Here is a 16,034-nt window from a genome sequence, read left to right as displayed (position 1 = left end):
GTCTTTTCCTTACTTCTTCTGTGCAGCAAAGTAGGTGGCCAGCGACTCGATCTGCGCATCATTGAAACCCTTGCTGATCTGGTGCATCACCGTGGCGGGCCGCGTGCCGGCCTTGAAGGCATTCATCTGCGCAACGATGTAACCCTTGTCGAGGCCTGCAAGTGAGGTGACCGCGGAACCCTGAACCACTTTGCCATTGGTACCGTGACAGTTTGCACAGGTTGCCGCCAGACCCCTGGCGTAAAGCGTTTCTTTGGTGCCGGCGTCTTGCGCATGCGCCATGGGGGCGAGCGCAAGGCAGAGCAAAGGCAGCGCAAGGCGCTTGAGCCTCCTGGATATTGGAAGACGTAACGTTCTCATAGGTTCTCCTATCGTTTTGGGCAGCCGCCTTTTCAACTGACAATTTAACGTGGCGCCCTCTGCACCCTATAGGGAGTATCCAGTACTCGGCAGCAGCTGGGGCCCTGCCGTTCAACCTAATGGCGATGTGCTTATTGGAAAGTTATTGCTGCCATGGCGAATCTAGAAAATGGCGTCCGGTCGCGTTGGCATTTCATCATCACGCTGCGTGGGAAGCGCCTCCATTGACCGGCCATAGATGCGGCGGATGCGCTCAGCCAACGGCGGATGGCTGGCAAACCAATGGGTATCTGCACGGAGGCCCACCAGCAGCATGTGCTGCACGGCCGGGTGCACGCTGCGCGGCATCAGCCCCTGCGCCTGCTGGCCTGCCACCTTGCGCAGCACGCCACCCAGGCCATCCTTGCTGCGCGTGAACTGCACGGCTCGCGCATCTGCCAGGAACTCGCGCTGGCGCGACACCGCCGCCTTCAGTGCACGCCCCGCAAGCCATCCGAGCGAGCCTGTGGTCATGATGGCAAAGCCGGGCAAGGCAAGGAAAGAACGCCCGCCGCTGTCGTTCTGCGCGCACATGCTGCGTCCGAGGTTGAAGACCATCTCAAGCCCGAACACCATACCGGCCAGCCGCATGTTCAGACGCGTATCGCCTTCGCGTATATGGCTGAATTCATGCGCCACCAAGCCCTGCAGCTCGTCGCGTGTCAGGTACTCCAGTGCACCGCGCGTTACCGCCACCACCGAGTCGTCCTCATCCCAGCCGGTGGCAAACGCATTGATGCCCTCTTCCCGGTCGAGCACCATGGCCTGGGGCGGCCGCATGCTGGCGGCAATAGCCAGCTCACTCACGATGTTGCACAGCTTTTGTTCGGCCTCCCGGCTGGCTGGCCAGGCTTCCCGGGCACCCGCACGGCGCGCCAGCTTCTCACCGCCGCCCTTCAGCGCAGAGGTTTCCAGCCACCAGCCGCCAAACACGAACAGCAGGGTCATGCCCGTGTTGACCGCAAAGAAGTAGCCGGGGTAGCCACTGAAGCCGGAGGCCACGAGACGCCAGGTGAGCGCCAGCGCGGCATTGACGGCCACAACCAGCGCAAGCACCGTCAAGCCGAACAGCACTAGCAGCCGCGTGGTCTGCCCGCGCGCTGTCTCCTGGCGCTCAAAAAAGCGCATTCACAGCCCCTCGGGTCATCTCACCCTTCAATACCCGAGGAGCACGCAGGCAGCTTACAGAGGATCCAAACCAGCCAGGACCGCGGAACCGGCTTTGCCGGGCCGCAGGCGAAGCGTCTCGCGAGCCGCGACCTGCAAGGCCTCGCGTGGTACACGAAGTGACAAGCGTGGGGGCCACGTTTTCAGAACTGGACACGCACAGCCTGGCGCTCGGCCGGTGTTTCGGTTGCGCGCAGCATGGCTGAAGGCGCGAACCCAAACGTGCGGGCAATCAGCAGCGCGGGAAACTGCCCCTGCGCATTGTTGTAGTCCAGCACGGCATCGTTATAAGCCTGCCTGGCAAAACCAACCTTGTTTTCGGTGCTGGTGAGCTCTTCGCTGAGTTCACGAATGGTCTGGTCGGCCTTGAGTTCGGGGTAGGCCTCGGCTACGGCAAAAAGCCGCCCCAGGCTGCCGTCCAGCGACTGTTCGGCAGCGGCCAGCGCCACAACGGCGCCGGCATTGGCAGGGCGGCTGCGCACCGCATCGCTGGCCGCGCGTGCCTGGTTGCGCGCAAGCATCACCGCCTCAAGCGTGCTTTGCTCATGCTGCAGGTATTTTTTGGCGGCTTCGACCAGATTGGGAATCAGGTCGTAGCGGCGCTTGAGCTGCACATCGATCTGGGCGAAAGCGTTGGCAATGATGTTTTTCAGCCGAACCAGCCGGTTGTAGGCGCCTACGGCCCAGAAAACCAGCAAGGCAAACACAATGACGAAAACAAGCGTGCTAAGAGGCATGGATATTCCTTGGTGCGACATGAGCTGACACTCACCCGACAGCTCGGCGGGCGACTGCCGCGAGGTTAACTGTTTTTGGGCTCAAACGGCAAGTTGGCAGGCTGCTTTTGAATACCATGAAAACGCTATGATTTTGATAGCTGGTTACGCACACCCGATATGCGCAAAACCCAAATTTCGCTTAAATTCCCGTCTGCATTATTGCCACGTGGCGGCCGTCCTGCCCATAAAAAAAGCCCCACACCCTTGCGGGATGTGGGGCCTTGCGCCTTTTGCGGCGCGGGAGTCAGTCTGGCTTACTCGGTAGCCGCACTGTCGCCACCCGCTTCGGCTGCGGCGGGCATGGCTTCGAGCTCGGCCGCTTCGGCTTCAGCAATGGCACGGCGCTCTGCATCGTCCATCTGGTCCTTGGCTTTGCGTGCCTCGTGGTAGGCCATGCCGGTACCGGCAGGAATCAGGCGGCCGACGATCACGTTTTCTTTCAGGCCACGCAACTCGTCGCGCTTGCCCATGATGGCAGCCTCGGTGAGCACGCGGGTGGTTTCCTGGAAGGAAGCCGCGGAAATGAACGAATCGGTCGACAGCGAAGCCTTGGTGATACCGAGCAGCAAGTTGCTGAACGTTGCCGGAATCTTGCCGTCAGCGCGCAAGGCGTCGTTGGCATCCAGCATGGCAGAACGCTCGACCTGTTCACCAGCGATGTAGCTGGAATCACCCACGTTTTCAACGACCACGCGGCGCAGCATCTGGCGAACAATCACTTCAATGTGCTTGTCGTTGATCTTCACGCCCTGCAGACGGTAAACATCCTGCACTTCGTCGACGATGTAGCGGGCCAGCTCTTCCATACCCAGCAGGCGCAAGATGTCTTGCGGGTCGGCCGGGCCGTCCACAATCGACTCGCCCTTGTTGACCACCTGGCCTTCGTGCACCAGGATGTTCTTCTCCTTGGGCACGAGATCTTCCCAGACCTTGCCTTCAGGGTCGGTGATCTGCAGGCGAACCTTGCCTTTGGTTTCTTTACCGAAGGACACAGTACCGGTCATTTCAGCCAGCGTACCCTTGTCTTTCGGCGTACGGGCTTCGAAGAGCTCAGCAACACGCGGCAGACCGCCGGTAATGTCGCGGGTCTTCTGGCCTTCGATCGGGATACGGGCCAGCACTTCGCCGGGGCCCACGTCCTGGCCGTCGCGCACCTGGACCAGCGCGCCCACCTGGAAGCCAATCGTCACCGAGTGATCGGTGCCGGGGATCTTGACTTCGTGGCCGGAGGCGTCAATCAGCTTGACCTGCGGGCGGATCACCTTCGTGGCGCCGCGGCGTTTCGGATCGATCACCACCAGGGTGGACAGACCCGTCACATCGTCGACCTGCTTGGCAACCGTCACGCCTTCTTCCACATTCTCGAAGGCCACCTTGCCGGCGAACTCGGTAATGATGGGGCGCGTCAGCGGATCCCAGTTGGCCAGAATGGCGCCGGCCTTGATGGTCTGGTCGGCCTTGACGGTCAACGTGGCGCCATAAGGCACCTTGTGGCGCTCACGCTCGCGGCCGTGCTCATCATGGATGATGATCTCGCCGGAACGGGCGATCACGACCAGCTCGCCCTTGCTGTTGGTCACATAGCGCATCGGCGCATTGAAGCCGATCACGCCGTTGGACTTGGCTTCGACGCTGGAGGCAATCGCTGCGCGCGATGCGGCGCCGCCGATGTGGAAGGTACGCATCGTCAGCTGCGTGCCGGGCTCACCGATCGACTGCGCGGCGATGATACCGACCGCTTCACCGATGTTGATGAGGCCGCCGCGGCCCAGATCCCGGCCATAGCACTTGGCGCACAGGCCGAAACGGGTTTCGCAGGTCAGCGCAGTACGCACTTTCACTTCGTCCACGCCGGCTGCTTCGAGCTCTTCGATCAGGTCTTCGTCCAGCATGATCCCGGCCTTGGCCAGCACCGAGCGGTTTTCCGGGTGCAGGATGTCTTCGACCGCCGTGCGGCCGAGGATACGGTCGCGCAGCGATTCAATGACTTCACCGCCCTCGACGATGGCGCGCATGAGTGAACCCTCTTGCGTGCCGCAGTCTTCTTCGGTGACCACCAGATCCTGAACCACGTCGCAAAGGCGGCGGGTCAGGTAGCCGGAGTTGGCCGTTTTCAGCGCCGTATCGGCCAGACCCTTACGGGCGCCGTGGGTGGAGATAAAGTACTCCAGCACGTTCAGGCCTTCACGGAAGTTGGCGGTAATCGGCGTTTCGATGATGGAGCCGTCAGGCTTGGCCATCAAACCGCGCATACCGGCGACCTGGCGAATCTGCGCAGCAGAGCCGCGGGCGCCGGAGTCGGCCATCATGTAGATGGAGTTGAAGGACTCCTGCTCGACTTCCTTGCCATTGCGGTCCAGCACTTTTTCTTTCGAAAGCTGGGCCATCATGACCTTGGACACTTCGTCGCCGGACTTGCCCCAGATATCGACCACCTTGTTGTAGCGCTCGCCGGACGTCACGAGACCCGAGACATACTGCTGCTCGATTTCTTTGACTTCCTTTTGTGCGCGCGCAATGATGGCGGGCTTTTCCTTGGGGATCAGCATGTCGTCGATGCAGATCGAGATGCCGGCTTTTGTCGCCAGGCGGAAGCCCGACTGCAGCAGCTTGTCGGCAAACACCACGGTCTCTTTCAATCCGCACTTGCGGAAAGACACGTTGATCAGCTTGGAGATTTCCTTTTTCTTCAACGCCTTGTTGATGTTGGAGAAAGGCAAACCTTTGGGCAGGATCTCGGACAGCAGTGCACGGCCGCCCGTGGTTTCCCACAGCTTGGTCGACGGCACAAATTCGCCTGTGGCCTTGTCTTTGGTGTACTCGGTCAGGCGCACGCTGATGCGGGCGTTCAGGTCAAGCTCACCTGCGTCAAATGCGCGGCGCACTTCGCCAGTGTCGGAGAACACCAGGCCTTCGCCCTTGCCGTTGGTACGGTCGCGGGTCGTGTAGTACAGGCCCAGCACCACGTCTTGCGACGGGACGATGGAGGGCTCACCGTTGGCAGGGAACAGGATGTTGTTCGAAGCCAGCATCAGGGTGCGGGCTTCCATCTGTGCTTCTACCGACAGCGGTACGTGGACAGCCATTTGGTCACCGTCGAAGTCGGCATTGAAGGCCGAACAGACGAGCGGGTGCAGCTGGATGGCTTTGCCCTCGATCAGGATGGGTTCAAAGGCCTGAATGCCCAAACGGTGCAGCGTAGGCGCACGGTTCAGCATCACAGGGTGCTCTTTGATCACCTCTTCCAGGATATCCCACACCACTGGCGTGCCGGATTCGACTTCCTTCTTGGCTGCCTTGATCGTCGTGGCGATGCCGCGCGACTCAAGCTGCGCAAAGATGAAGGGCTTGAACAGTTCCAGCGCCATGAGCTTGGGCAAGCCGCACTGGTGCAGCTTGAGTGTTGGGCCCACGGTGATCACGGAACGGCCGGAGTAGTCGACGCGTTTGCCCAGCAAATTCTGGCGGAAACGGCCTGACTTGCCCTTGATCATGTCGGCCAGCGACTTCAGTGCGCGCTTGTTGGCGCCCGTCATGGCCTTGCCACGGCGGCCGTTGTCGAGCAGCGAGTCGACGGCTTCCTGCAGCATGCGCTTTTCATTGCGGGCAATGATTTCAGGCGCTTTCAGCTCCAGCAAACGGCGCAGACGGCTGTTGCGGTTGATCACGCGGCGATACAGGTCGTTCAGGTCGGAGGTCGCAAAACGGCCGCCGTCCAGCGGCACCAGCGGACGCAGGTCCGGCGGCAGTACAGGCAGCACGTCCAGCACCATCCAGCCCGGCTTGATGCCGGACTTCTTGAACGCTTCCATCAATTTCAAGCGCTTGGCGTTTTTCTTGATCTTGATTTCGGAGCCGGTCAGGTCATTGCGCAGCTTCTCGATTTCAACGTCGAGATCCAGCCCTTCGAGCAGGTCCTTGATGCCTTCGGCACCCATCTTGGCGGTGTATTCATCACCGTATTCCTTGCGCTTGGCGTCATAGTCGTCTTCCGACATGATGCTGAATTTCTTCAGCGGGGTCATGCCGGGATCGGTAACGACATATGCTTCGAAGTACAGCACGCGTTCGATGTCGCGCAGCGTCATGTCGAGCACCAGGCCCAGGCGCGACGGCAACGACTTCAGGAACCAGATGTGCGCACACGGTGCGGCCAGGTCGATGTGACCCATGCGCTCGCGGCGAACCTTGGTCTGCGTGACTTCAACGCCGCACTTTTCGCAGATGACACCGCGATGCTTCAGGCGCTTGTACTTGCCGCACAGGCATTCGTAGTCCTTGATGGGGCCAAAGATCTTGGCGCAAAAAAGACCGTCGCGCTCCGGCTTGAAGGTACGGTAGTTGATGGTTTCAGGCTTCTTCACTTCGCCGAAAGACCACGAGCGGATCTTTTCGGGCGAAGCCATGCCGATCTTGATGGCATCGAAATGCTCATCCGGCGTGAATTGCTTGAACAGGTCGAGTAATGATTTCATGAGTTAAATCCTTTTCTTTCCTGTTGATTAGCTGCGTTCGAGTTCGATGTCGATACCGAGCGAGCGGATTTCCTTGACCAGCACGTTGAACGACTCGGGCATGCCGGCCGTGATCGCGTGCTCGCCCTTGACGATGCTTTCGTAGACCTTGGTGCGGCCCTGTACGTCGTCGGACTTGACGGTGAGCATTTCCTGCAGCGTGTAGGCGGCGCCGTACGCTTCCAGCGCCCAGACCTCCATCTCGCCGAAACGCTGTCCACCGAACTGCGCCTTGCCGCCCAGCGGCTGCTGGGTAACGAGCGAGTAAGGACCGGTCGAGCGCGCGTGCATCTTGTCGTCCACCAGATGGTGAAGTTTCAGGAAGTGCATGTAGCCCACCGTGGTCGTGCGCTCGAACGCATCGCCCGTGCGGCCGTCATACAACTGAGCCTGGGTACGTGTCGCCGTCAGGCCCTTGGCCTTGGCAATGTCGTCCGGATAAGCCAGCTGGAGCATGCCCATGATCTCGGCCTCGGAAGCACCGTCAAACACGGGAGTGGCAAAAGGCACGCCGGTGGTCAGGTTGCCGGCCATCTCGATGATGTCGGTATCCGACAACTTCGCCAGGTCCTCTGCGCGGCCTGACTTGTTGTAGATCGTTTCCATGAACTTGCGGATTTCCTGCACCTTGGCTTCGGCTTGCAGCATGTCCCCAATGCGATGGCCCAGGCCCTTGGCGGCCCAGCCCAGATGCACCTCAAGCACCTGGCCCACGTTCATCCGCGAAGGCACGCCCAGCGGGTTCAGCACGATGTCGCACGGTGTGCCATCGGCCATGTGCGGCATATCTTCGACCGGAACGATCTTGGACACGACACCCTTGTTGCCGTGACGGCCAGCCATCTTGTCGCCAGGCTGCAGGCGGCGCTTGACGGCAAGGTAAACCTTGACCATCTTGAGCACGCCCGCTGGCAATTCGTCGCCCTGCGTGAGTTTCTTGCGCTTTTCTTCGAAAGACAGGTCAAAGCTGTGGCGCGTCTGCTCCATCGAGTTCTTGACGCTTTCGAGCTGCGCAGCCACTTCGTCATCGGCAGGACGAATGTCAAACCAGTGGTACTTCTCGACATCGGCCAAATAGGCCTTGTCGATCTTGGTGCCCTTGGCCAGCTTCTTCGGACCGCCATTGGCAACCTTGCCGATCAACAGCTTTTCGATGCGGTCGAAGGCGTCGGCTTCCACAATGCGCAGCTGGTCGTTCAGGTCCAGGCGGAAACGCTTGAGTTCGTCGTCGATGATCTGCTGGGCACGCTTGTCGCGCACAATGCCTTCACGGGTGAAGACCTGCACGTCGATCACGGTGCCTTGCGAGCCCTGGCTCACGCGCAGCGAGGTGTCTTTCACATCGCTGGCCTTTTCGCCGAAGATGGCGCGTAGCAGCTTTTCTTCCGGTGTCAGCGTGGTCTCGCCCTTGGGCGTGACCTTGCCGACCAGCGTGTCGCCCGGCTGGACTTCAGCGCCGACATAAATGATGCCGGATTCGTCGAGGCGGTTCAGCTGTTGCTCGGACAGGTTGGGAATGTCGCGCGTGATTTCTTCGGCACCCAGCTTGGTGTCACGGGCCATCACGACGAGTTCTTCGATGTGAATCGAGGTGTAGCGGTCTTCAGCCACCACGCGCTCGGAAATCAGGATCGAATCCTCGAAGTTGTAGCCGTTCCACGGCATGAACGCGATCAGCATGTTCTGGCCAATGGCGATTTCGCCCAGGTCAGTCGATGCACCGTCGGCAATCACATCACCCTTGGCCAGCTTGTCGCCGATCTTGACGATAGGACGCTGGTGGATGTTGGTGTTCTGGTTGGAACGCTGGTACTTGATCAGATTGTAGATGTCCACACCGACTTCGCCGGCGAGGGCTTCTGCATCATTCACGCGCACCACGATGCGGGTGGCATCAACGTAGTCCACCACACCGCCACGGTTGGCAGTCACCACGGTGCCGGAGTCAACCGCAGCAACCCGCTCAATGCCCGTGCCGACCAGCGGCTTTTCGGGACGAAGTACAGGCACGGCCTGACGGGACATGTTGGCGCCCATCAAAGCGCGGTTGGCGTCATCGTGCTCCAGGAACGGAACCAGGGAAGCCGCCACCGAGACGATCTGTGCAGGAGACACGTCCATGTACTGGACGCGTTCTGCGCCCACCAGGACGGACTCACCGTTTTCCCGGGCAGACACGAGGTCACCGGTCAGCTTGCCTGCATCATCCAGAGCCGCGTTGGCCTGGGCGATGACGTATTTGCCTTCTTCGATGGCCGACAGGTAGTCGATCTGGTCGGTGATCTTGGCGTCCACCACACGGCGATACGGCGTTTCAATGAAACCGTATTCGTTGAGGCGGGCATACAGGGCCAGCGAGTTGATCAGGCCGATGTTCGGACCTTCAGGCGTTTCAATCGGGCAGACGCGTCCGTAATGGGTGACGTGCACGTCACGCACTTCAAAGCCGGCGCGTTCGCGGGTCAAACCGCCCGGGCCAAGGGCCGAAACACGGCGCTTGTGGGTGATTTCGGCCAGCGGGTTGGTCTGGTCCATGAACTGCGAGAGTTGCGATGCACCGAAGAACTCTTTCAGCGCAGCCGAAATCGGCTTGCTGTTGATGAGGTCGTGCGGCATCAGCGGCTCTTGCTCGGCCTGGCCGAGGCGCTCTTTCACGGCCTTTTCGATACGTGCCAGACCAGTACGGTACTGGTTTTCAGCGAGTTCGCCGACACAACGCACGCGGCGGTTGCCGAGGTGGTCAATGTCATCGACTTCGCCGTTGCCGTTGCGCAGATCCACCAGGATTTTGACGACAGCAAGGATGTCCTCGTTGGTCATGACCATGGGGCCGGTGGAAGAATCGCGGCCGACGCGGGCGTTGAACTTCATGCGGCCGACCTTGGACAGATCGTAGGTATCCGGGTTGTAGAACAAGCGCTGGAACAGGGCCTGCACGGCATCTTCGGTGGGCGGCTCGCCGGGACGCATCATGCGGTAGATGGCGACGCGCGCAGCAAATTCGTCCGCGGTTTCGTCGGAGCGCAGGGTCTGGGAAATGTACGAACCCTGGTCGAGTTCATTGGTATACAAAACCTGCAGATCCTGCACACCGGCAACGCGCAGCTTTTTCAGCAGCACTTCGCTCAGTTCATCATTGGCCTTGGCGATGATCTCACCGGTCTCAGCATCAACGATGTTCTTGGCGACCACACGGCCGATCAGGAAATCTTCGGGAACGCTGATCGTCGTGGTGCCACTTTGCTCCAGCTCGCGGGTATGGCGAACGGTGATGCGCTTGTCTTTCGCGACCACGACCTTGCCGTTTTTGTCGGTAATGTCGAAACGGGCCACTTCACCGCGCATGCGCTCGGCCACGAATTCCATCTGTGCACCGCTGTCCATCAGGCGGAAATTGTCGAACACAAAGAAATTGGCCAGGATGGATTCCGGGTTCAGGCCAATGGCCTTGAGCAGAATCGTGACGGGCATCTTGCGACGACGGTCAACCCGGAAGTACAGGATGTCTTTGGGGTCGAACTCGAAGTCGAGCCACGAACCGCGGTAGGGAATGATGCGGGCCGAAAACAGGAGTTTGCCCGAGCTGTGGGTCTTGCCCTTGTCGTGTTCAAAAAACACGCCAGGTGAACGGTGCAACTGGGACACGATCACGCGCTCGGTCCCGTTGATCACAAAAGAGCCCTTGTCGGTCATGAGCGGCACTTCGCCCATATAAACCTCTTGCTCTTTGACTTCCTTGACCACCTTGGACTGCGATGTGGAGGATTCGCGGTCATAAATGATCAGCTGCACCTTGGCGCGCACGGCCGAGGCGAAAGTGAGTCCACGGGTCTGGCATTCACGCACGTCAAACGCCGGCTTGGCCAGGTTGTACTCGATGAATTTCATCTCGACAAAACCATTGTGCGAGACGATGGGGAAAGCGTTTTCAAACGCTGCCTGCAGGCCTTCAACGGTGCGCTTTTGAGGTGCACGGTCGGCTTGCAGGAACGCTGTGTACGCGTCTTTCTGCATTTGCAGCAAATAGGGAACAGTCAACACGCTTTCGCGGTTGCCGAAGCTTTTGCGGATGCGTTTACGTTCGGTGTAGGAATAGGCCATGAGTTCTCCGCGTTGATGGGCTCTGGCGACTCTCGTGCCCGAATACACCACGTATTCAGGCAGCTTGGTGGTTGGCCACTACCAACCATGGCGGACGGTGACGCATTGCACGTCACCCGAACCAAGGCGTTTTCTGCAGTCGGGGTCAGAAAACACTGGAAAGCAGACGGTTAAGTCTGCTTTTCGGTGTGTTCCTTGAAACACGAAAGGCTGGAAGCCCGACTACGGTCTTCCAGCCTTCTCAAACACCAAGAATTACTTGAGTTCGACTTTCGCGCCGGCTTCTTCGAGCTTCTTCTTCGCAGCTTCTGCGTCAGCCTTTGGAGCGCCTTCCTTGACGTTCTTCGGAGCACCGTCAACCAGGTCCTTGGCTTCTTTCAGGCCCAGACCGGTGATTTCGCGAACGGCCTTGATGACCGACACCTTGTTGGCGCCAGCTTCGAGCAGCACGACATTGAAGTCGGTCTTCTCTTCAGCAGCTGCAGCAGCACCGCCGCCACCGCCAGCAGCGGGAGCAGCCATCGCAGCTGCGCTCACGCCAAATTTCTCTTCGATGGATTTCACCAATTCGTTGAGTTCGAGGACCGTCATGCTATCCAGCGCGGTCAAAAATGCGTCTTTATCGAATGCCATTTTGAATTTCCTAAAAAGTTGGGTACAAATTACGCTGCTACAGCTTCAGCTGCTGCGGGGGCATCGGCTGCGCCGCCGCCCTTTTTGGCCGCCAGGGCGCCCAGCACAACGGCCGTACGCGACATAGGCGACATCAGCAAGCCACACAACTGGGCGAGCAACACTTCCTTGGAGGGAATGTTGGCCAGTTGCTTCACGCCGTTCACGTCCAGGGATTTACCGCCAAATGCACCACCGCGAATCACCAATTTGTCATTGGTTTTTGCGAAGTCAGCGACTACTTTTGCAGCAGCCACGGCATCCGTGGAAAAGCCATAGATCAGCGGACCGGTCATCTGGTCGGACACGACTTCGAATGCACTGCCTGCCACGGCACGGCGAGCCAGGGTGTTCTTCAGAACACTCAGGTTCACGCCTTTGTCGCGGGCTTGGCTGCGCAGACGGGTCATGTCAGCGACCGTGATACCACGGTATTCCGCCATCACGAGCGTTTGAGCTTTAGCGGCGAGGCCAGTCACTTCATCAATGACGGCTTGTTTCTCACTGCGGTTGAGACTCAAGGTCTACTCCTTAAAAATGTGTGGTCAGGTTCGGGTGACTTGCATCCCCCTCGCCCTTCAACACGCTCATGTTCAGCGACCAACTGTTTCAGATTCTTTGCAAAACCATCTGCAGCGGGACCGCCATCTGCGTTGGCTGTCTTTCGATTAAGCGGCAAGCCCAAAAAGCCTGCCACGCCAACGGTCTTGGATGACCTGCCGGAGCGAACCCCGGCAGCCCACCACATTGAACAACCCCTGCGGGTTGCCCAAATTTCTGCGATTACGCTGCGATGGTTTGCGTGTCGACGCGAACGCCCACACCCATCGTTGACGAAACCGCAACTTTCTTCAAATACACGCCCTTGCTCGAAGCCGGTTTGGCTTTTTGCAACGCGTCGATCAGTGCAGCCAGATTGCCTTGCAACTTGGCGGTGTCGAACGAGCGGCGGCCAATCGTGCCATGAACAATACCGGCCTTGTCGACACGGAACTGAACCTGGCCGGCTTTGGCGTTCTTGACGGCTTGCGCCACGTCAGGCGTCACGGTGCCAACCTTGGGGTTAGGCATCAGGCCGCGGGGACCGAGCACCTGGCCCAGCGTACCCACGATGCGCATCGCATCGGGGGAAGCAATCACCACGTCGAAATCCATCTTGCCGGCCTTGATTTCAGCAGCAAGATCATCCATGCCGACGATGTCTGCGCCGGCGGCTTTGGCTTCTTCAGCCTTGGCACCCTGGGCGAACACGGCCACGCGCTTGGTCTTGCCGGTGCCGTTTGGCAGCACGACAGCGCCGCGAACGACCTGGTCGGATTTCTTGGCATCGATGCCGAGCTGGACAGCCACGTCGATGGATTCATCGAACTTGGCGACAGCGAATTCCTTCACGAGGCCGAGGGCATCGGAAATCGCGTACAGCTTGTTGCTGTCGATTTTGTCGCCAATAGTCTTCTGGCGTTTGGTCAGCTTGCTCATACAACACCCTCCACCGACACACCCATGGAGCGGGCCGTACCGGCAATCGTGCGAACTGCAGCGTCAAGGTCAGCAGCCGTCATGTCTTTCATTTTGGTCTTGGCGATTTCTTCAAGCTGCGCGCGGGAAATCTTGCCAACCTTCACCGTGTGCGGCGTGGACGAACCCTTGTCGAGCTTGATAGCTTTTTTGATCAGGACGCCTGCCGGAGGCGTCTTGATGACGAAGGTAAAACTCTTGTCAGCAAATGCTGTGATCACCACAGGCAGTGGCAAGCCTGGCTCAACACCCTGGGTCTGCGCATTGAATGCCTTGCAGAATTCCATGATGTTCAGGCCACGCTGACCGAGCGCAGGGCCGATCGGGGGGGACGGGTTAGCCTTACCAGCTGGCACTTGCAGCTTGATAAAGCCGACGATTTTTTTCGCCATACTTTTCTCCTTGCGGGTCATAACGCCTGAACGCTGCCAAAGGCAGGTCCGGGCTCCCCGGGGGTTACACAACTCAAAAACAGTCCGCAAGGACCGTTTCGCGCCGAGTTGCAAGGCGCGAAATTATCTACCGAATCGAAATTACGTTTTTTCGATCTGGCTGAATTCCAGCTCTACCGGTGTGGCACGCCCGAAGATCGTGACCGACACACGCACCTTGTTTTTGTCGTAGTTAACCTCTTCCACCGTACCGTTGAAGTCGGTGAAAGGACCATCCTTGACGCGGACGTATTCGCCAGTTTCAAACTCGACCTTGTGGCGCGGCTTCTCGGTACCGACCTGCATCTGGCTGACGATCTTTTGAACGTCTTCCTCGGAGATCGGGGCCGGGCGATTCTTGGCGCCACCGACAAAACCCGTCACCTTGTTGGTGTGCTTCACCAGATGCCAGGTCTCATCATCCATGACCATTTCAACCAGCACATAGCCCGGAAAAAACCGGCGCTCGGTCGTCTTCTTCTGACCGTTCTTGATCTCAACCACCTCTTCAGTGGGCACCAGGAAACGACCAAACTTGGACTGCATGCCCGCGCGGTTGATGCGCTCAACGATGTTGCGCTCGACCGCTTTTTCCATGCCGGAATAGGCATGGACGACATACCACTGCATGCCTGGGGTCGGCGTGAGAGACGTTCCCGCCGCCACTTCGCTGACTACCGTGCCGTTCAGATCGCTCATTATTTTTTCCATCCCAGGATCAGGTCGTAAAACACCCATTCGAGCGTTTTGTCCGTAAGCCACAAGAACAAGGCCATGATCACCACAAAACCGAATACATAGGCCGTCATCTGGATGGCTTCTTTACGAGCCGGCCAGACAACTTTCCGGACCTCGCGCCATGAGTCACGCCCAAAAGCCACAAATTGCCTGCCCGACTCCGAGGTCATGAACACAGCAATCGCCGCCACCAAACCAGCAATCAAGGCACCCCACTGGGCTAATTGACCCTGCTTGGCAAAGAAATAGAAGCCCACCAGCGAGGCCAGCACCAGCGCGACAGCCACAGCCAACTTGGCCTTGTCGGCGTTGGTACTGACGGTTTCAACTTGAGAAGAGGCCATGGTCGCCGATTTCCTGTTCAATCTTCATGCGTCTCTGCAGACGCTTAAGCCCACCTGGAGTTTTTGACTCCTGGCGGGCTTGCTTTTTATCTTTTCAAACCACCCTCAGCATCGACACTCATCAAAGCCGGGTGGCAGGGGCAGTAGGAATCGAACCTACAACCTTCGGTTTTGGAGACCGACGCTCTGCCAATTGAGCTATACCCCTCCATCAAACCTTACAAATTACGCAATGATTTTGGCAACGACGCCGGCGCCGACGGTCTTGCCGCCTTCGCGGATGGCAAAGCGCAGGCCTTCTTCCATGGCGATCGGGTTGATCAGCTTGACGGTGATCGACACGTTATCGCCTGGCATGACCATTTCCTTGCCTTCTGGCAACTCGATCGCACCGGTCACGTCCGTCGTGCGGAAGTAGAACTGGGGGCGGTAGTTGTTGAAGAATGGCGTGTGGCGGCCGCCTTCGTCCTTGGAGAGAACGTAGATCTCGCCGGTGAAGTGCGTGTGCGGCTTGATGGAGCCGGGCTTGCACAGCACCTGGCCGCGCTGCACGTCTTCGCGCTTGGTGCCGCGCAAGAGGATACCGACGTTGTCGCCGGCCTGTCCTTGATCCAGCAGCTTGCGGAACATTTCAACGCCGGTGCAGGTGGTCTTTTGCGTGTCGGCAATACCGACGATTTCGATTTCTTCGCCGACCTTGATCACACCGCGCTCGACACGGCCGGTCACGACGGTGCCGCGGCCGGAGATGGAGAACACGTCTTCCACGGGCATCAGGAAGGCGCCGTCAACAGCGCGCTCTGGCAGGGGAATGTAGGTGTCCAGCGCTTCGGCCAGCTTCATGATGGCTTCTTCGCCCAGGGGACCCTTGTCGCCTTCCATGGCGAGCTTGGCGCTGCCGTGGATGATGGGGGTCTTGTCGCCGGGGAAGTCGTACTTGTCCAGCAACTCGCGCACTTCCATTTCGACGAGCTCGAGCAGCTCGGCGTCGTCAACCATGTCGCACTTGTTCAGGAACACGATGATGTAAGGCACGCCCACCTGGCGGGCCAGCAGGATGTGCTCGCGGGTCTGGGGCATGGGGCCGTCAGCGGCGGAGCACACCAAAATGGCGCCGTCCATCTGGGCAGCGCCGGTGATCATGTTCTTCACATAGTCGGCGTGGCCGGGGCAGTCGACGTGGGCGTAGTGGCGGTTGGCCGTTTCGTACTCGACGTGGGCGGTGTTGATGGTGATGCCGCGTGCCTTTTCTTCGGGTGCCGCGTCAATTTGGTCGTAGCCCTTGGCTTCGCCGCCGAACTTGGATGCCAGAACGGTCGTGATCGCCGCCGTCAGCGTCGTCTTGCCATGGTCCACGTGGCCAATCGTGCC

12 protein-coding genes and 1 tRNA gene are annotated in these 16,034 nt (G+C 59.2%); all 13 read right to left on the bottom strand.

The genetic code is table 11. The annotated features are described in order from the left end of the window. Positions 1-9: 9 nt before the first annotated feature. Positions 10-360 (bottom strand): c-type cytochrome, encoded by a 351-nt coding sequence (locus AC1DZE_RS19055; protein ID WP_477670193.1) that lies wholly within the window; start codon positions 358-360, stop codon positions 10-12. A 162-nt stretch (positions 361-522) separates the two neighbouring features. Then, complete coding sequence (locus AC1DZE_RS19050) at positions 523-1,527, bottom strand: M48 family metalloprotease (RefSeq protein WP_477670194.1); 1,005 nt, start codon at positions 1,525-1,527, stop codon at positions 523-525. Positions 1,528-1,709: 182 nt separating this feature from the next. Next, positions 1,710-2,303, bottom strand: a complete 594-nt coding sequence (locus AC1DZE_RS19045) for a LemA family protein (protein WP_477670195.1) — start codon at positions 2,301-2,303, stop codon at positions 1,710-1,712. Positions 2,304-2,599: 296 nt separating this feature from the next. Then, on the bottom strand, positions 2,600-6,820 hold the full coding sequence (rpoC, locus tag AC1DZE_RS19040; RefSeq protein ID WP_477670196.1) for a DNA-directed RNA polymerase subunit beta': 4,221 nt from the start codon (positions 6,818-6,820) through the stop codon (positions 2,600-2,602). A gap of 27 nt (positions 6,821-6,847) precedes the next feature. Further along, positions 6,848-10,960, bottom strand: a complete 4,113-nt coding sequence (rpoB, locus tag AC1DZE_RS19035; protein ID WP_457306669.1) for a DNA-directed RNA polymerase subunit beta — start codon at positions 10,958-10,960, stop codon at positions 6,848-6,850. A gap of 255 nt (positions 10,961-11,215) precedes the next feature. After that, on the bottom strand, positions 11,216-11,593 hold the full coding sequence (gene rplL / locus AC1DZE_RS19030; RefSeq protein WP_431094480.1) for a 50S ribosomal protein L7/L12: 378 nt from the start codon (positions 11,591-11,593) through the stop codon (positions 11,216-11,218). A gap of 29 nt (positions 11,594-11,622) precedes the next feature. Continuing rightward, entirely contained in the window at positions 11,623-12,153 is a 531-nt protein-coding gene (gene rplJ / locus AC1DZE_RS19025) for a 50S ribosomal protein L10 (RefSeq protein WP_457282627.1), read from the bottom strand. A gap of 262 nt (positions 12,154-12,415) precedes the next feature. Next, positions 12,416-13,111, bottom strand: a complete 696-nt coding sequence (gene rplA, locus AC1DZE_RS19020; protein ID WP_457282626.1) for a 50S ribosomal protein L1 — start codon at positions 13,109-13,111, stop codon at positions 12,416-12,418. Further along, positions 13,108-13,542 carry a 50S ribosomal protein L11 gene (rplK, locus tag AC1DZE_RS19015; protein ID WP_007871338.1) on the bottom strand — a complete coding sequence of 145 codons (435 nt, stop codon included), beginning with the start codon at positions 13,540-13,542 and terminating at the stop codon, positions 13,108-13,110. The genes rplA and rplK overlap by 4 nt, the downstream gene beginning before the upstream one ends. Positions 13,543-13,683: 141 nt before the next feature. Continuing rightward, positions 13,684-14,211, bottom strand: coding sequence for a transcription termination/antitermination protein NusG (gene nusG, locus AC1DZE_RS19010; protein ID WP_228778638.1), 528 nt, complete (start codon positions 14,209-14,211; stop codon positions 13,684-13,686). Positions 14,212-14,279: 68 nt separating this feature from the next. Beyond that, on the bottom strand, positions 14,280-14,663 hold the full coding sequence (gene secE / locus AC1DZE_RS19005; RefSeq protein ID WP_477670198.1) for a preprotein translocase subunit SecE: 384 nt from the start codon (positions 14,661-14,663) through the stop codon (positions 14,280-14,282). Between the two features lie 132 nt (positions 14,664-14,795). Continuing rightward, a tRNA-Trp gene (locus tag AC1DZE_RS19000) sits at positions 14,796-14,871 on the bottom strand. Between the two features lie 17 nt (positions 14,872-14,888). Then, positions 14,889-16,034 (bottom strand): elongation factor Tu (gene tuf / locus AC1DZE_RS18995; protein WP_477670199.1); only part of this gene is annotated, 1,146 nt, incomplete at its 5' end.

The sequence above is a fragment of the Polaromonas sp. P1_F1 genome (assembly GCF_056405795.1).
The sequence above is the reverse complement of the archived record's forward strand: the minus strand, read 5'-3'. Positions and strand labels throughout refer to the sequence as shown.